The 16,539-nt window shown below is 45.4% G+C and carries 17 protein-coding genes; 11 read left to right on the forward strand and 6 right to left on the reverse strand.

Annotation, left to right across the window (positions count from 1 at the left end; genetic code table 11):
* Positions 1-60: 60 nt before the first annotated feature.
* Positions 61-672: a LemA family protein gene (locus tag ACV7NC_RS02230; protein ID WP_458153819.1), complete on the reverse strand. Its 612-nt coding sequence runs from the start codon at positions 670-672 to the stop codon at positions 61-63.
* 385 nt (positions 673-1,057) lie between these two features.
* On the opposite strand from ACV7NC_RS02230, the gene ACV7NC_RS02235 reads away from it, so the two are divergent.
* Positions 1,058-1,450, forward strand: a complete 393-nt coding sequence (locus ACV7NC_RS02235) for a hypothetical protein (protein ID WP_458153820.1) — start codon at positions 1,058-1,060, stop codon at positions 1,448-1,450.
* A 111-nt stretch (positions 1,451-1,561) separates the two neighbouring features.
* On the opposite strand, the gene ACV7NC_RS02240 is transcribed toward ACV7NC_RS02235, so the two are convergent.
* Positions 1,562-3,025: a dynamin family protein gene (locus ACV7NC_RS02240; RefSeq protein WP_458153821.1), complete on the reverse strand. Its 1,464-nt coding sequence runs from the start codon at positions 3,023-3,025 to the stop codon at positions 1,562-1,564.
* A 336-nt stretch (positions 3,026-3,361) separates the two neighbouring features.
* Here ACV7NC_RS02240 and ACV7NC_RS02245 point away from each other — a divergent pair, with 336 nt between their 5' ends.
* On the forward strand, positions 3,362-4,066 hold the full coding sequence (locus ACV7NC_RS02245; RefSeq protein WP_458153822.1) for a DUF502 domain-containing protein: 705 nt from the start codon (positions 3,362-3,364) through the stop codon (positions 4,064-4,066).
* A gap of 27 nt (positions 4,067-4,093) precedes the next feature.
* On the opposite strand, the gene ygfZ is transcribed toward ACV7NC_RS02245, so the two are convergent.
* Entirely contained in the window at positions 4,094-5,107 is a 1,014-nt protein-coding gene (gene ygfZ, locus ACV7NC_RS02250; RefSeq protein ID WP_458153823.1) for a CAF17-like 4Fe-4S cluster assembly/insertion protein YgfZ, read from the reverse strand.
* 138 nt (positions 5,108-5,245) lie between these two features.
* On the opposite strand from ygfZ, the gene ACV7NC_RS02255 reads away from it, so the two are divergent.
* Both ACV7NC_RS02255 and ACV7NC_RS02260 read left to right on the forward strand, forming a co-directional pair.
* Positions 5,246-5,680, forward strand: a complete 435-nt coding sequence (locus ACV7NC_RS02255) for a protein YgfX (protein ID WP_458153824.1) — start codon at positions 5,246-5,248, stop codon at positions 5,678-5,680.
* A gap of 146 nt (positions 5,681-5,826) precedes the next feature.
* Positions 5,827-6,291 (forward strand): hypothetical protein, encoded by a 465-nt coding sequence (locus ACV7NC_RS02260; protein ID WP_458153825.1) that lies wholly within the window; start codon positions 5,827-5,829, stop codon positions 6,289-6,291.
* A gap of 244 nt (positions 6,292-6,535) precedes the next feature.
* On the opposite strand, the gene ACV7NC_RS02265 is transcribed toward ACV7NC_RS02260, so the two are convergent.
* The 3 genes from ACV7NC_RS02265 to ACV7NC_RS02275 form a co-directional block, all read right to left on the reverse strand.
* Entirely contained in the window at positions 6,536-6,898 is a 363-nt protein-coding gene (locus ACV7NC_RS02265) for an exosortase system-associated protein, TIGR04073 family (RefSeq protein WP_458153826.1), read from the reverse strand.
* Between the two features lie 87 nt (positions 6,899-6,985).
* Positions 6,986-7,510, reverse strand: a complete 525-nt coding sequence (locus tag ACV7NC_RS02270; protein WP_458153827.1) for a hypothetical protein — start codon at positions 7,508-7,510, stop codon at positions 6,986-6,988.
* 213 nt (positions 7,511-7,723) lie between these two features.
* Positions 7,724-8,263 (reverse strand): hypothetical protein, encoded by a 540-nt coding sequence (locus ACV7NC_RS02275; RefSeq protein ID WP_458153828.1) that lies wholly within the window; start codon positions 8,261-8,263, stop codon positions 7,724-7,726.
* 439 nt (positions 8,264-8,702) lie between these two features.
* Here ACV7NC_RS02275 and ACV7NC_RS02280 point away from each other — a divergent pair, with 439 nt between their 5' ends.
* From ACV7NC_RS02280 to ACV7NC_RS02310, 7 genes are all read left to right on the forward strand, one after another.
* A complete protein-coding gene (locus tag ACV7NC_RS02280; protein WP_458153829.1) occupies positions 8,703-9,572 on the forward strand; it encodes a phosphoribulokinase in 870 nt (289 codons plus the stop codon).
* A 145-nt stretch (positions 9,573-9,717) separates the two neighbouring features.
* Entirely contained in the window at positions 9,718-11,922 is a 2,205-nt protein-coding gene (locus tag ACV7NC_RS02285; protein WP_458153830.1) for a UvrD-helicase domain-containing protein, read from the forward strand.
* Positions 11,923-12,016: 94 nt separating this feature from the next.
* Positions 12,017-13,279, forward strand: coding sequence for an ABC transporter substrate-binding protein (locus ACV7NC_RS02290; RefSeq protein ID WP_458153831.1), 1,263 nt, complete (start codon positions 12,017-12,019; stop codon positions 13,277-13,279).
* Between the two features lie 9 nt (positions 13,280-13,288).
* On the forward strand, positions 13,289-15,157 hold the full coding sequence (locus ACV7NC_RS02295; RefSeq protein WP_458153832.1) for a sensor histidine kinase: 1,869 nt from the start codon (positions 13,289-13,291) through the stop codon (positions 15,155-15,157).
* Positions 15,157-15,597 carry a response regulator gene (locus tag ACV7NC_RS02300; protein WP_458153833.1) on the forward strand — a complete coding sequence of 147 codons (441 nt, stop codon included), beginning with the start codon at positions 15,157-15,159 and terminating at the stop codon, positions 15,595-15,597. The genes ACV7NC_RS02295 and ACV7NC_RS02300 overlap by 1 nt, the downstream gene beginning before the upstream one ends.
* 77 nt (positions 15,598-15,674) lie before the next feature.
* Positions 15,675-16,013 (forward strand): cupin domain-containing protein, encoded by a 339-nt coding sequence (locus tag ACV7NC_RS02305; protein WP_458153834.1) that lies wholly within the window; start codon positions 15,675-15,677, stop codon positions 16,011-16,013.
* Positions 16,014-16,042: 29 nt separating this feature from the next.
* The gene (locus ACV7NC_RS02310) at positions 16,043-16,396 is read left to right on the forward strand and encodes an arsenate reductase family protein (RefSeq protein ID WP_458153835.1); all 354 of its coding nucleotides are present in this window, start codon (positions 16,043-16,045) and stop codon (positions 16,394-16,396) included.
* Positions 16,397-16,539: the final 143 nt, after the last annotated feature.

The raw sequence follows: 16,539 nt of genomic DNA on the forward strand, positions 1-16,539 counted from the left end.
TTTTATGAAGATCCGCAGCAGTTATGTCGCACCAAGCGTTGACGTTCAATCATCCGCATTTCATTTTTCCTGTATTTGAGGCGCGTGAAACTCAACACGGGGTGGCGCCGAAATTTCTTGCTCATTTTCCACTGTGAAACTGGGTTTTGTTTGAAAACCAAATACCATGGCAGTGAGATTACTCGGAAAAGACCGAACCACCGTATTATATTCTTGTACCGCTTTAATATATCGATTACGAGCAACCGCGATACGATTTTCCGTTCCTTCCAATTGCGCTTGTAAGTCACGGAAATTTTCATCGGATTTTAATTCCGGATAGTTCTCAACAACCACGAGCAGCTTAGACAGTGCACTCGTTAGATCACCTTGCGCTTGCTGAAACTTAGCAAAAGCATCGGTATCATTGATCAGATCCGGCGATGCTTGAATACTTCCGACTTTAGAACGCGCATTGGTGACGTTTATCAATACTTCTCTTTCTTGGGAAGCGAATCCCTGGACGGTACTCACCAAATTGGGAATCAAGTCGGCGCGGCGCTTATATTGATTCAATACTTCGGCCCAACTGGCTTTAATTTGTTCATCCGTGGATTGCAGCGTATTGTAGCCACAGCCACTCAGCAATAGTGCGCTTAGAATGACCATCCTAAACAGTAGCGTGCGTATCATTATTCCCTCGATAAAATTGAAATTGATCGGTCAATTGCAGTAATGATCTTGCATGTGATAATTGCATATAAATAGGGTTGAATTAATGAAAATCAATGTTTGCATTGCGTGTAGTGATCTGGATGGCGCTAGGGTTAACTGAGTATCTCGTGATAGTCCGTGTATTTTTATAGGAGTTCTGTAAAATAATCAGCCTGAATGCAATGGCTATTATCATATCGGATTTGATTCGATTAACCATGCATTTTGCTGAGTCAGACTATCAGAAACAATGTGTTACATGCTGCGCTATGGGTAATCGAGATATCAGTTCTTCAAAGAGTTTATGAATATGCGTATCGGTCGGTTATTTTATTTTTACTATTTTTTATAAGGGGAAAGATTTATGAGTATGGAAAGTGAGATGAGAATGAGATTTGGAGGATTCTGGAACTCCCTCATTTTACTCATTGTGATTGTTATCTGTTTGCGTTTCTCAAGCCTTGAATATGCGGACGAAAGTTTAATAAAACGGATTTTTTCCGCATTGCACCTATTTTTAGGATGCGTCGCCGCAGGCTTCTTGCTCGGAATTTTTAAAATATTTCTCGCATTTTCCAATCAAACGTATACACGGGCACCCGCATCAGCAAATTTTGTTTTAGGCCTCAAATATGGCATTGTGGCCGGTGGTGTGTTAATTCTGATTGTCGGGATGTTGCAACTGGATAATTTTCTGGGGGTATTCCAACCGATTGTGACCGGTTTAATTGCAAAATTGACCGCGCTTTTTGTATAACCAAATCGGGGCCAGTCGAATACCGGCTGACCCCGATGATTCATAAATTTATGCTTCCGGATCTGCCAAGACTTAACCGTCAGTAAAAATTTCCTTATTCATAGATTTTGCTCAAACCTGAGAATTCTCGCCGTCATTTCCGGAAGGGTTAGTAAATTGATCGTTCAAGGCTTGGATGTAATCGTTGGCTTCATTGATCACTTCATCGATCGTTTGTTGCGTGGTTTCATTCCATCCGGACGGACCTTTCAGACACATCGGACGCACTGCGGCGGTACTTTTATTGAAAGCCTGCATATATTGCTTATAAGTGTCGTGATCGTTCCCTAACTCGTTAGCGAGTTTTTTCAGCAGACTATTAGCAACCCCGCGCCGGATAGAAAAATGTATATACAGTATCGACAGTACCATCAGGGCAGCAATAACGACAGAGGTGGTATCGTGTTGTTGCAGATTTTCCTGAAAGGCTGGCAATAAGCTCCAGGAATCCGTCAAGTGCAAACCGGTTCCAGCTAACACTGCCAATGAACTGAATGCCAAACCATCAAAAAGCATCACTTTGCTTTTCCATTTGTTGAGCATATCGGAAAGTTTGACGACAAAGTGATGCTTGATGCTCTTAGCTGTTTGTTCGAGTTTGCCGACAATACGGTATGACCGTTCAACTTCAATTTGACGAATGCGCGCATTGATATCAGCCATATCCTCTTCGCGTTTTTTCTCGAAACGTTGCCGGATGTTCGGATTGGCGATTGGGACAGCGGCTTTGGGATTATAAATGCGATAAAAACGGCCACTAATCAAACCGACTTCCGCTAAGGAGCGCTGCCATGCTGATACGACTTCTTCGGGATTGTCTTCTTGCGCGGTGACATCGATCTGATTGAGAATATATAAAAATTTATTGGCATCGGCACGGTTCACGCTGGCTGAAACCAAATAAGCCAATGTATCCTGCATAGCCTTCGGTTCCGGGTGGCGAGCGTCGAAAAATACCAGAACCAGATCGGATAAATTGATAATGTGTTGTGTTAAACGCAATGTCGATGCGCGTTGATTATCAGCATCGAAGCCTGGAGAATCGATCAATATTTTTCCGCGGAGGGTTTCCGAAGGACAGGTTTTTAGCTGCAGGTAAGCATCAATCCGTTCTTGTCCGGCTTCTGAAATTTCTTCGATGCTGCGGCTAATCTGAAAAAAAGGAAAACGGGGGTCAGCATCCAAGGCAATGCCCGGAAGAGTTTTCGCTTCATTGTGACGGCTGTAGCAGATCACTGTAAATTTATCATCGACTGCCTGGTTGCCAGTGCGCTGCAACGAAACGTCCAAATACGAATTGATAAAAGTGGATTTGCCGGCGGAAAATGTTCCCAGAACTGCAATCATGGGCCACCATGTCACAAAAGTCGCATAAGATTCATCCCTGCTCAGCAATCCCATGCTATGACCCACATAATCCATTTTCCGGAAGCTTTTGACAGCATTCGCCAGTGTCGGATTATCCGGATGCTCGTCAGTCAGGTGTTTTTGTAAGCTTTTTAAGTACTTGCTAATTTGTGATGAGCTTTGTGACATAACGATCCCTTATTTATCTATATATTTCGTGAACATTTATTAAGTAATGCGGTACGCGTATATATTGTTAAAACCGCTCGGCTGATTTTACTCATAATTAAATATAACGCGCATAGTGGCAAGTCATTGGATAAACAGACACTCAAAAAACCCACGGATTTTATCAAGAACCCAGTTGGGTTGCCAGTCAATGACATTGCAAAGATTTATGATAGCTCGGTGCTTAAAGATATTATCATAGCCAATTTGGGAAGAGCCAGGTTTTGGATAGATGTGCGCGGAAAAAATAAAGCATCAATGTGCGACTAATTCAAAGGATTGCGAAATAGCAGGGCCATGACTGCAACTAATCACCAAGAACGAAATACGGCACGCGCCGCTCACGTTGGGCGGTATATCCTTATTGGTTTCCTGACGGTTGCGCCGCTGTGGGTTACGTGGCTGGTGTTTGATTTTTTATTAAATCTATTGGCGAGAATCGGCGATCCATTGTTGAAAGCGATGGCGCGTGCATTGCGTCCATTTTCCGATACGACTGCAAGCTGGTTGCTGGATTCGAATTTTCAGCATGCTGTTGCGGCATTGCTGACGATCGCGAGCCTCTATGGCATCGGTTTGCTGGCATCTTTTGTCATTGGGAAAAAAGTAATCAGCGTTTACGAATATATCTTGGCAAGATTGCCATTGGTTCAAACAATTTACGGTGCGACCAAACGTTTTTTGCATACCATCAGCCAGCCGCCGGTGTCCGGTCAGCGCGTGGTATTGATCAGTTTCCCGTCGTCGGATATGAAAGCCGTCGGCTTTATTACCAAAGTCATGCTGGATAAAGACACAGGGAAACAACTGGCCGCAGTTTATGTACCGACTTCGCCGAATCCGACATCCGGTTATATTGAAATTCTGCCGATGGAAAGCGTGATAATGACCGATTGGACCACCGAAGAGGCGATGACCTTTGTCGTGACCGGAGGCACCAACGCGCCTGAAAGTTTGCGTTTCTCGCAAAAACCAAAACAGCAAGAACCAGCAGATTCTTAGTGACAGTGTTACCAAAATGACTTTGGCTCAAGCTGGCAGCGGGTAAGGTAACGACCGAAATTCCAGAATCGGTCCTTGCAGTGAATGGCAATGGATGTCATCGGTATTATCGCTGTTGTGTTGCACGACGGCTAAAGCATCTAATCCACCCTGTGGCGATGGCGCCACATTGACGATATTTCCACATGATTGATCGCCTGTTTCTTGGCTATAAAGCGCATCACCGGCTGTGATCGCCGCGTTGGTAGCTATGTGGGCTAATTGCATGCGCCGCTTAAGTTTTCCAAGATATTGCGTACGCGCAACAATTTCCTGCCCCGGATAACATCCTTTCTTGAAGCTGACACCACCGGTTACATCGAGGTTAATCATTTGCGGTAAAAATAATTCTTGGGTTTGCGGCAAGATCGTCGGAATTCCAGCTTGCATCTCCAGCCAATCCCAGCAACGAGCGCCAACCGGCTTGGCATGTTGAATGAGGTGATTCCATAATACTTGTGCATGCGCAAAGGTCGCTATAACCTCTGCGCGGTTTCTCGAATAGTGAATGATGCTGAATTTTTCGGTATGCTGCGTGCGCATCGGACCGGCGAAATCTTCAATCGCATCACCGGTATTTCGTAAAAGCGCGGCCGCATCGGAACCCGCAACGCCAAAACGTATCCATTCGTTACTGCAGTCGGTGACTGTTACCTTGGATCGCAACACATAAAGCGATAACCGTTTTTGAATAGCACTTAACAAGCTAACGGGTAATTGCATAAACAGATCGCCATTGCGTTGCCAGATGACAAAGTTTGCTAGCACTCTACCTTTGGGGGAACAGTAACTGCCATATTTCGCCGAGGTCAGATCAATCTCACGGATATCGCAACTGAGTTGACTTTGCAGGAAAGATTTTGCATCGTCCCCGGAAAACCGGATCAATCCTTGATGAGAAAGATCGCAAATAACAGCGGTTGTAGCTGTTGCTAACAGCTCCGCAGAGCAATTGCCGAAATGCACAATAGAGTTATCGTTGACAACTGCATGATAGTTCATTAAAAAGTTTTGCCATTCGGTATTCATAATCTTGTTGGTTTTCAAATGAACGAAATTATACGACAAGCGCTTTGACTAAAATCAAGCGCTGGCTCTAAAAGAATCCGTTCTATAGCAAATCACGATAGCGATCTCTCCATGATGAATTTGATAATCCGCCGCAAGCCTTCCCATTTGCTAGCAGCGATATTGATAGCCGCACATATGGCTGCTGCTATTTTGATTGGGGTACTGTCACTATCCTTGTTGATTACGAGCGTGATCATCGTCCTGATATTCATCAGCCTCGTTTACTATTTGCGCAAGGATGCCTTCCTGGTTGCTAATGATGCGGTGACTGAATTGGTTTTAACAGATAATAATCAATGCGTGGTAACAACGCGTTCAAATAAGGGGATTGCCTGCAATATTCTAAGCAACAGTTTTGTGTCGCCTTATCTGACCGTATTGATATTGCAACCGGAAGGAAATCTTTTAATCGACAGCATAACCATCTTACCGGATGGGATTGATGCGGAAACATTCAGACAACTGCGTGTGTGGTTGCGGTGGAAATGGAAACCGGATGAATGAGGAATTATTTCATTGATAATTGCAAGCGATACTCCGAATCATTGAACGCCGGTCAAAGGGTTGATGGCGTTACCATCGCGACGATTTAAGGATATTGATTAAAGGTCTCTAAAGGTATTTTAATAATCTGAATACATATTTCGATTATGAGCAAGCTCGTTAAAAGATTTTCTGCAGTGATTTTACTGCTTTGCACTCTGAGTGGCTGCGTTTCGCAAATAACCACCGACCAGAAGCCATTTATCGATGTCAAGTTGGTTGGTGTCTGGACCGGCGAATTCCTGGAGGAAGGAGGGGTACTTAAGCGTTGGACGCAAACACGTAACGCCGATGGTTCTTATACCATTGATTTTAGTTTTACCGATGCAAAAGGTGAGAGCACGTATTTTACCGAATCGGGCCGATGGTGGATCGAAAAAGGGTTGTTTCATGAAATTTCCTTACCGGACATGAAAATCCCCGATAAATATCAATACGCATTTAAACAAAAGGATTGTGTCCGCTTTGACTTAATAGAAAGTGACGGATTGGCCGAAGAACCCGGAAGTTACGTGTTTTCAGAGTGTTTGATTGCTGACTCGCCACCGGCAGTCATTAATAATACTATCTGACCGATCAGCCAACAATTCTGAAAAGCTACTAAAAAGTCTGGAGATATCCCACCACCGGATTTTCTAAGGAAACACTGATTAATTCGCCTGAGCAAGATGATATGCAAGGCGGATGGAGTGCAAGAAACGAGACATATCAATCGGATAGGCGAGTTTATGAGCACCACCCAACGCAGCAAATCGCTTGCGCAAGCAATTAATCAGCGTTTCCCTAACAATAATCGAATGGCGAGAGCAATCTCTATCAGCGCATATGCGATTCAACAAATGCGGTTTCGCGGTTGAAGTCATCCCATATATAGGCGGGTTTAACGAAAGGTGTCGTGGGAATTAAAAAAGTAGCGATATCAAAAGCACCGCTCAGTGAGCGCCCAACAGCGTTCGCAATTCCGGTTAGAAAACCTACCGTCATACCATGGACAACACCATCCCGGTTGCCCACAATAGTAATTGTTTTGGGAATTTCAGCAACACCTGTTACTGCATTGGCAAGACCGTTACCGAGCTTTTCCATAACTTTGTCGGGGTACTGCTCGGCAAGCGCAATTTGCGGCATCGTTAATGAAAGCACGGTTATAGCGATCAGGGTTTGTAGCAATTTAACCATAGTGAGTCCTTATATTTTATAGAGTTAGTAATATTAAATCTTAGCCGGGTGGAAATTTGTTTAATAGTACATGGCTAGTGATGCCGATTATTTTGTATTACCTTGTTGCGCAGTCTGTTTCAAGATCCCAACAATTCGTTCGACCTCGCGCTCAATTTGGTTTTCAGGATAATCCTGCTTTTGTAAATCAGTGCGGATTCGAAAAGCTATTTCGAGCACGAGCAAATCTGCGACATTTTTATCACCACGCTTCATCGCATCGTGAAATTCCACTTGGAAACGGCTGATTGCATCCATCATCGGACCATTATTGATTTTCAGGCTGGATAGAACCGAATCCAATTCGTATTTTAAATTTCCGGAAATAACGGGTTGAACCGTCTGAGTTGCTGATTCAGGCTGATACGATATGTATTTTGGTATCAAAACCGAGATGATGATCAATGCGACGCCCGAGCCAACTGTAGTTACGACGAATTGCCATAGCTTATATTCTTTGCCACGCAGTTGTATGGTTTTGATTCGTTTCGAACCAAGTCGTGTTTGGACAATTATTCCTACGAAAAACAAAATGGCGCCTAATGCCATAATGACGGGTACAATCGGATGCACAGTTCACTCCTAAGTTATTATTTTAGATATATTTATTTAATGTATAGACAATATTTCATTGAATCGCAAATTTTTATATTGGATTCAATGGGGTTATTTTTTTGATTATTTTAGCGCATTATCATACTGTGTTATGCGTTAGTTCAGTACAGGAAGTTATACTCCGCTATGCCTGTGCATGCCTGAATCATTTATGATTGACACGCGGAAGATTTATCGCAACGGCGGCGGTGGAGGGCTTCCAGGCGGCGGTGGCGGCGGAATAAATTCAGCAGGCGGTGACGCCGGGCTTCTGGCACGATTCAATGGCGGTTCTTCAGTGATTCTTCCTGCGATCGGTACGCGATGGCCTTTGGCGTACATGCATTGAATATAACCGATATCATAACGCTGCTGATTAACATACGCAGAACTGCTAGCAGTACCGGAACCGACCAATCCTCCGGCCAATAATCCAGCGCCGGCGCCCACGGCGGCTCCACCCCCCCCAGCAATAGCTGCTCCCGCCGCAGCACCCAGACCAGCGCCAATGGCTGCGCTTTCCAATCCGCTTGATTGCGCTGATTGCCGTGGTGAAGTACCGCCTACTTGCTCGAAAGCATAGCTGCGGCACTCGTAGTCATCCATACGAAACTGTTCAAAGCTTTTTCCGGTTCCCGGCAACGCCATGACACTTGGTCCCGATGGCAAGTGAACACAGGCAGCCAAAAAACACGGGATACAAACGATATAAAACGATTTGACTGCTTTCATAGAAAATTCCCTCTAAATATCATGGTGCAATAGGCTGAGGTGCGATCTATCGCCAGCCACCAGGACATTCGTTGATGGCGGGATAATAGCCTTTTGGATTTTGACAATAATACCAGCAGTGCGTTTTCGGTTCCGCTTTTCGCGATTTCATTTTGCTGTATGTATCACAATCAATGCTACAGGTAATTGATGCCTGGACACCGTCTTGGTATACAATACACACGAAATTTTAGGTAAAGTTTCTGACTGGTATTATTTTTGTAAGTTTCAGTACTTGCATTTTCAATTTTGACGGCTTGATGCCCCGGTTCTGATGGCGCACAAAGCAGGTCATGGCTGCTAACTGTCAACGGAAACAGTATCATAGCGATGCAAAATTTCCATCGAAGGCTAATATGGTCCGGTGATTTTATTATTATATTTTTAGGAGAAAATCAGAATGTCGCAAAAACACCCGGTTATCGCCGTTACCGGATCTTCAGGTGCAGGCACCTCAACGGTAAAAACCAGCTTTGAACACATTTTCCGTCGCGAGAAACTGAATGCGGTGGTGATTGAAGGCGATAGCTTTCATCGCTACGACCGTGAAGCGATGAAGCAAGCTGTAGCAGAATCAGAAAAAGATGGCGGGCGCCCGATCAGCCACTTTGGCCCGGAAGCCAACGAATTTGAAAAACTGGAAGCATTGTTTAAGGAATACGGTGAGAAAGGAACGGGTCAAAAGCGTTTGTACCTTCATAACGAAGAAGAAGCCGCTCCCTGGCAACAAAAACCAGGCACATTTACACCATGGTCATCCATACCACCCGGTTCCGATTTACTGTTTTACGAAGGTCTGCATGGCGGCGCCAAAAGCGATACCGCTGATGTTGCAAAATATGTCGATTTGCTCGTTGGTGTAGTGCCTATCGTCAATTTGGAGTGGATTCAAAAAATTTACCGTGATACCAATGCCCGCGGATACTCTGCTGAAGCGGTGACTCATACTATCTTGCGCCGCATGCATGATTATGTGCATTACATTACCCCGCAATTCTCCCGCACGCATATCAATTTTCAGCGGGTACCGACGGTCGACACGTCTAATCCATTTATAGCTAGAGAAATCCCGACATTGGATGAAAGCTTGGTGGTCATTCGTTTCAGATATCCTGAAATGGCCGATTTCCCTTACTTGTTAAGAATGATTCACGATTCTTTTATGTCTCGTCCGAACACAATTGTTGTTCCAGGCGGAAAAATGGGCATGGCGATTGAATTGATATTGACGCCGCTGATCATGGATATTGTAGCTAAAAGCAGAGCTTAATCGTCTTGACAACCACCCGGTTAATTCACGAATCGCGGGAAGTTGCGGTTTCAATGGAACGCGATTCTGAATTAATCAATGCGGCACAATACAGCATATTTATTTTTCAGATTAATCCTGAGATCAATCGAAATATCCGAGCTGCATGAGTTCCTTACTCGCGGATCTTAATCCACAACAATTGGAAGCGATTACCCTGCCATACCAGTCGGTCTTGGTATTGGCCGGTGCGGGTAGTGGAAAAACACGCGTGCTAACGACGCGAATTGCATATTTGATTCAATCCGGCCAGATCAGCCCTCACGGCATTCTGGCGGTGACTTTTACCAATAAAGCCGCCAAGGAAATGCTGGCGCGTATTTCCGCAATGTTGCCTATTAATCCGCGCGGGATGTGGATTGGAACGTTTCACGGCCTCTGTCACCGCATGTTGCGGACACATTTCCAGGATGCCGGACTGCCGCAAACATTCCAGATCCTTGATTCCGCCGATCAACTGGCGCTGATCAAAAGAATTCTGAGAGATTTGCAAGCTGACGATAAAAAATTCCCGCCACGGCAGGTGCAATGGTTTATCAATAATGCCAAGGAGTCCGGGCTACGGGCAGCGTATGTAACCGTTGAGGATGCTTTTTCCCGGCGCATGCTGGAATTTTATCAAGCTTACGAGCAGCAATGCCAGCGGGAGGGCGCGGTTGATTTTGCGGAATTACTGTTACGCAGCTATGAATTGCTCACGCGCCACGAACCGCTGTGCCAGCATTACCGTGCGCGGTTCCGGCATATACTGATCGATGAGTTCCAAGATACCAATCAATTGCAATACAAGTGGCTGAGACTGCTTGCCGGCGCGGAAACGGATCACGCGGCCGCGGTTTTTGCTGTCGGGGATGACGATCAAAGCATCTATGCTTTTCGCGGCGCATATAGCGGGAATATGAAAGACTTCGAACGCGATTTCGGCATTTCCACCGTAATCAAACTCGAACAAAATTACCGCTCACATGGCTACATTCTCGATGCCGCTAATGCCTTAATTGAACACAACAATGACCGTCTCGGTAAAAATCTCTGGACTAACGAAGGAAAAGGCGAACCCTTAAGGGTATACAACGCACCGAACGATTATGACGAAGCTGCTTTTATCGTCGAAGAAATCAAAGCGTTGCAAGCAGACGGCGTTGCATTATCAGAAATCGCCTTGTTGTATCGTTCCAATGCGCAATCCCGGGTGTTGGAACATAGCTTGTTCAATGCCGGAGTACCCTATCGGGTATATGGCGGGATGCGATTTTTCGATCGCCAGGAAATCAAACACGCACTGGCTTATTTACGCTTAATTGCCAATCCGGATGACGATAGCGCGTTACTGCGGGTGATCAATTTTCCGGCGCGCGGGATTGGCGCCAGGAGTTTAGAGCAGCTGCTGGATGACGCCAAAGTGCAAGGCATCAGCTTATGGCAGGCAGCTCTCAAAAAAGGTGGCGGCGAAGCGTCGATATTACAAAAACCTGCAGAAGCCTTAAAAGGCACGACGAGTTTTGTGCAAAAGATGTTATTGATGCGCCGGGACTGCGCGGCATTGCCGTTGCCGCAGATTATTGAGCACATGCTGACGCATAGCGAATTATCTGCCTATTATGCTAAAGAGCGGGAAAGTGTCGAACGATTGGAAAACTTGCACGAACTGATCAATGCCGCCGCCAGTTTTGTGCACGAAGCGGAAAATGATAGTCTCGCGGAATTTCTGGCGCATGCATCGCTGGAAGCTGGCGAGCATCAAGCGGGTAACGGTCAGAATGCTTTGCAGTTGATGACCATTCACGCCGCCAAAGGGCTGGAATTTCACAGTGTTTTTCTGAGCGGTTTGGAGGAAGGATTATTTCCTCACGAAAATAGTCTTAATGAAATCAATGGCCTTTCCGAAGAAAGGCGTCTGATGTATGTTGCCATGACCCGCGCACGCCGCCGCTTGTATTTGAGTTTTGCACAAAGCCGTTTGTTACATGGTCAAACACGCTACAACATCGCGTCGCGGTTTCTGGATGAAATACCGCAAGCGTTTTTGAAATGGCTAAAACCTCCATTGCAGCAAAATTTCAGCGCTGCTTTGAATACCGCTGGAAATTCTTCAAGAATGCCGTTTTTTCCCGGATCTCCGCGTCAATCTCCAAATAATGTAACCGGTTTGCCTTGGAAAATCGGTCAAAGTGTGCTGCACGATAAATTCGGTTCCGGCGTGATTATCAATTACGAAGGTAGCGGCAGTGATACCCGCGTACAAGTTAAATTTACACAAGTGGGTACAAAATGGCTGCTGATGTCGCTCGCAAAATTGACGGCGCTATGAATTGATTGGATGATCAGTCATTTTCTGGCAGACTGCGCGGTATGCATGCTTAATTTATCGGTCATTATTTGATTAACTGCCTGAGAATTTATCGATGGATCGCCGGACTTTTTTACGACAAAGCGGCGCAATTGCTTCCGCAGCAGTATCCACCCTGGCTTTTCCTAGCATTGCCAAAGCCTATAACCGGAAACCGACGATCAAGGTGCTTGGCACCCATGTGACATTACAGGAAACCATCCGGGTTCAGGCAGAGAAAGATCTTGGCATCAATATTCAGTTCTTCCCAGGCGGTGATGCTGAAGTATTGCTGAAAGCTGCAACCGATCCCCGCGGGTTTGATATCTATGAACAATGGTCCGACAGTATCAAAGTACTCTGGATGGCGGATGCTATTCGCCCCATCCAGATTAACAAGTTGAAATACTGGAACGAAATCAATGAACTCAGTAAAACAGGCCGGTTAACGTCATCCGCATCTATCGGGCTGGGTGATGCGCCGCATAAGATATTGTATTTTCAAGCTGACGGCAGCTTGGGATCAACACCGACGGATTCGATTAGCTTCTTGCCGTATGTGCATAATACCGATTCTTTTGGGTACAACGCCGCGATCATACCCAAAGGCATTCCCTATGAGACCGAAAGCTGGGGGTGGTTACTGGACAATCGTTATGCCGGCAAAGTCGCCATCGTGAATGCGCCCACCATCGGTATTTTCGATCTTGCGCTGGCAGTGCAGGCACAAGGGTTAATGACATTCAACGATATGGGAAATATGAGCCGCTCGGAAATCGATGCGCTTTTTGAGATTGTGATCGCAAAGAAACGGCATGGGCATTTCCGCGGTTTTTGGTCGTCCGTACCCCATTCCGTAGATTGGATGGCAAACGGCGAGGTCGTTATTGCCAGTATGTTCTCACCGGCGGTCAGCGCATTGAACGGTAGAGGCATACCCTGTATTTATGCGGCGCCCAAGGAGGGATACCGGGCTTGGCATGGGGTTATGTGCTTGTCGAGCGAAACACAGGGGGAGCGTGAAGAGGCTGCCTACGCATTTATGAATTGGTGGTTATCCGGGTGGGCAGGAGCTTTCATCGCGAGGCAAGGCTATTACATTTCCAATCCGCAACGTTCCAGAGCTTTCATGTCACGATCGGAATGGGATTATTGGTATGACGGCAAGCCTGCGGCGGAACCGTTGTTAGGGCCGGATAACAAGATTGCCGTCAGGACCGGCGACATACGAACCGGCGGCTCCTACATAAAACGATTCGAAAATGTGGCGATCTGGAACACCGTAATGGCTAACTATGAATATAGCCTGATGAAATGGAACGAATTTCTCTTGGCATGAGTTAATACTTTGATTAAATATCTCATTGACCATTTCAAGTTACGCCAACGCATTAATGCCGGTTATATTTTTGCGGGTATTCTGATTTTTTCTGTAATCTGCATCACTAATTTTACGTTTCATAAAACCACTGAAGATTTCCGCGATTTTGTTTCATTCAGCACAAAAACCCGGATTGATTTGCTACTCACTGCGCAAGTTGCTGAAATGCAGCGTCAAGCGATCATTTATGCGCATTACGGACATCTTTCCGCGGCTGATGAGGTTATCCGTCTTTACGAAATCCTGCTCGATCAGATTGATCAGGATATAGAAACTGATTTACCGGTTAGCAGACCGATTTTAAGTGAAATCAAAGTTCATTTGAAAAATTACCATGCGGCTTTTTTACAAGTGAAGCAACAACGGAACCAGCAACAACAACTGCTCAATGTGGATTTCCGTAGTGATGCGACAAAAGCCGAACGCCTGATTCAAGGACTGATCGCCCTGGAGGAAGAAAACCCGGGATTGCAATTGATATTGAAAAGTGTACTCAATCGCGTATTGCTGATTGAAAAGAATTTATTTCGCTATCTGGATTCTCTCGATTCCAGTTATGTCATAGCGGGGAAACAGAATTTTATCGATGCGCTGAGCTTTTTAAATGCGCTCGATCATGCTGAACTTACTCATTCCAAAATCGATCAGGTAAGAGATCGGCTGGATCGATATCAGCATCGCTACAATGAATCCGTGCAATTGACGCGAAGCTATCTCTACTTGATCAATGTGGTCATGGCAGCAGAAGCCTATGAAATCCTCTATCAATCAAAAAAACTGTCGGTGCTGCTGACAGATGAAATAACATTCATGGAACATGAATTCTTGGCCAATGTGAACAACTCGCTCCATATGTTGTTGATATTGGGAGTTGTTTTATTGCTATTTTTGCTATTGTTCTCTCATGTGATCAGGCAAAGCATCATCCGTCCGATCTCGCGCATCGCGATGACTTTCCGGAATTTGGCGCAGGGCGTTAACAATGCGCCCATTCCAGATTATGTCGTGCGCGACGAGATCGGCGAACTGACTGAAGCTGCTAACGCTTACCGGAATATGAATATACGGACCGAGCAATTGCTGCACGAATCGATGGAATTAACGCGTGCGCTGGAACAAAGCAACAACGATCTGGAACGCTCGAATGACGAACTGGAACAGTTTGTTCATACCGTATCACATGATTTGAAGTCGCCCCTGGTAACCAGCATGGGTTTTATCAGCATCATGCGAAAGCTTGCCGATCAGGGAAACTATCAGTCAGCCATTGAAAAGCTGGAAAAAGTGATCGCTTCGATCACACGCATGGAACAACTGATTAATGATTTATTGGATTTGAGCCGCGTAGGCCGGATCGAAACCGAGATGAATCCGATTGATTTGAATGTTTTGCTGCAGCAGTTTGCCGAGCATCAAAGCGAGGAATTAAAGAAAGCAAATTTTGATTTAATCATCCATCCGGGACTGCCGGTGATCAATGGCAATGAAAGCCGCATACTGCAGGTATTTGAAAATATACTTTCGAATGCAATTAAATATGCGCATAATGCGGAACAGAAGACACGGCTTGAAATTGGCGCGATACTGCAGGATCAGCACTGGTTAATTTTTTGCAGGGATAATGGCGAAGGAATTGACCCGGCATTTCATCAAAAAATTTTTGGCTTGTTTTACCGATTGAGTTCGCAACCGGGTGGCTCGGGAATCGGATTGGCGATTGTTAAAAAAGTCATGAGGTTGCACGGCGGTGACAGTTGGATTGAGTCCTCTCCCGGGAGCGGTGCAACATTCTGGTTGAAATTTCCAGCAGCAAAAGAATCGAGCGGGAGTCCATAATGAAAACCGAACATCGTGGCTTATTGTTGATTGAAGACAGCGATGAACATGCGGAGTTGACCAGTTTTTATATTTCCGAGCATCGTCCTGACATTACCGTGACCCGTGTTGCGGATGGCGGTGCGGCAATGGCTTATTTAGATTCGGTTCGCAATCAGCAACAACCGATGCCGTGGCTTTGCATATTGGATTTGCAGTTACCGAAATACGATGGCCATGAGATCCTTGCTGCAATTAAGACCGATGCGTTGTTGAAAATCCTCCCTGTAGTTGTTTTTACCACTTCGGCGGCTGCCAAAGATATTCGCCGTGCGCTTGAAAATCATGCCAACAGTGTGATTACAAAACCGATGGGCGCAGATCGTTATGAACACGCGATTGAATCGATTTTGAGTTATTGGGAACTCAATCAACATCATTTGGCAATTCCGCGATCGTGATACAGAGAAATATCGATACTAAGATATAAAAATAAATGACTTATAAATGATACTTAAACTGATAAATGAGGTGAATCATGCTGAAAGCGGTATTAACGGATTTGATGCAACGAATTCCTGGAAAAGCCAGCCCCGAATGGCCTGCAGGCGAACCTTTCACGCTGGCTTTTGCGCATGGCACTATGTCGGTTGAAGTTTACGCTCCGAAAGAGACCGATATCCAGACGCCGCATGATCAAGATGAATTGTATTTTATTCATTCCGGTCATGGTGAAATCGTGGTTGCCGGTGAACGTCAGGCATTTGAACCGGGAATGGTTTTTTTTGTGGCGGCGCATGTAGAACATCGCTTTGAGAATTTCTCAGCGGATTTTGTCACTTGGGTTGTGTTTTGGGGCTCCAAAGGTGGTGAATAACTTTAAGAATATATTATAAGTAGATATTTATGTTGAAGTTATATGGTTATAAAAAGTGCGATACTTGCCGCAGAGCCGAACAATTTCTGCAGCAGGCCGGTGTTAAGTACCAATTTATCGATATCACGGAAAATCCCCCGGATGCCGCTGAGCTTGCTGCGATAGCCCGGCATGCGAATGTCGGCATTAACAAACTTTTCAATACCAGCGGAATACAGTATCGTGAGTTAAACATCAAGGACCGATTGCCTGCACTATCCGATCAGCAAAAGATCGATTTGCTGGCAAGTAATGGCCGCTTGATCAAAAGACCGCTAATAACGGATGGGTGCCGTGCCACTGTGGGTTTTTCAACAGAACTGTTTACTGAGATCTGGCGGTGAGGTGGTGATGCAATCTTTGTTGCTTTCTCACCGACTTGAAGCTCACGCATAAGCATCGCTTTCACTGCGGTTACTCATCACGCTTGCGCTTTGGTCTTCATGCTTGTACTCTTCTAGCAAAGCAGGCTAATCAGTAATCAACC

It is taken from the genome of Nitrosomonas limosa (assembly GCF_054188085.1).

What these genes read in the sequence shown, in the direction of transcription:
- ACV7NC_RS02300 (WP_458153833.1), top strand. Translation starts at nt 15,157, where the DNA reads ATGAAAACCGAACATCGTGGCTTATTGTTGATTGAAGACAGCGATGAA.
- ACV7NC_RS02230 (WP_458153819.1), bottom strand. Translation starts at nt 672, where the DNA reads ATGATACGCACGCTACTGTTTAGGATGGTCATTCTAAGCGCACTATTG.
- ACV7NC_RS02265 (WP_458153826.1), bottom strand. Translation starts at nt 6,898, where the DNA reads ATGGTTAAATTGCTACAAACCCTGATCGCTATAACCGTGCTTTCATTA.
- ACV7NC_RS02305 (WP_458153834.1), top strand. Translation starts at nt 15,675, where the DNA reads ATGCTGAAAGCGGTATTAACGGATTTGATGCAACGAATTCCTGGAAAA.
- ACV7NC_RS02290 (WP_458153831.1), top strand. Translation starts at nt 12,017, where the DNA reads ATGGATCGCCGGACTTTTTTACGACAAAGCGGCGCAATTGCTTCCGCA.
- ACV7NC_RS02275 (WP_458153828.1), bottom strand. Translation starts at nt 8,263, where the DNA reads ATGAAAGCAGTCAAATCGTTTTATATCGTTTGTATCCCGTGTTTTTTG.
- ACV7NC_RS02235 (WP_458153820.1), top strand. Translation starts at nt 1,058, where the DNA reads ATGAGTATGGAAAGTGAGATGAGAATGAGATTTGGAGGATTCTGGAAC.
- ACV7NC_RS02280 (WP_458153829.1), top strand. Translation starts at nt 8,703, where the DNA reads ATGTCGCAAAAACACCCGGTTATCGCCGTTACCGGATCTTCAGGTGCA.
- ACV7NC_RS02310 (WP_458153835.1), top strand. Translation starts at nt 16,043, where the DNA reads ATGTTGAAGTTATATGGTTATAAAAAGTGCGATACTTGCCGCAGAGCC.
- ACV7NC_RS02285 (WP_458153830.1), top strand. Translation starts at nt 9,718, where the DNA reads ATGAGTTCCTTACTCGCGGATCTTAATCCACAACAATTGGAAGCGATT.
- ygfZ (WP_458153823.1), bottom strand. Translation starts at nt 5,107, where the DNA reads ATGAACTATCATGCAGTTGTCAACGATAACTCTATTGTGCATTTCGGC.
- ACV7NC_RS02240 (WP_458153821.1), bottom strand. Translation starts at nt 3,025, where the DNA reads ATGTCACAAAGCTCATCACAAATTAGCAAGTACTTAAAAAGCTTACAA.
- ACV7NC_RS02260 (WP_458153825.1), top strand. Translation starts at nt 5,827, where the DNA reads ATGAGCAAGCTCGTTAAAAGATTTTCTGCAGTGATTTTACTGCTTTGC.
- ACV7NC_RS02245 (WP_458153822.1), top strand. Translation starts at nt 3,362, where the DNA reads ATGACTGCAACTAATCACCAAGAACGAAATACGGCACGCGCCGCTCAC.
- ACV7NC_RS02255 (WP_458153824.1), top strand. Translation starts at nt 5,246, where the DNA reads ATGATGAATTTGATAATCCGCCGCAAGCCTTCCCATTTGCTAGCAGCG.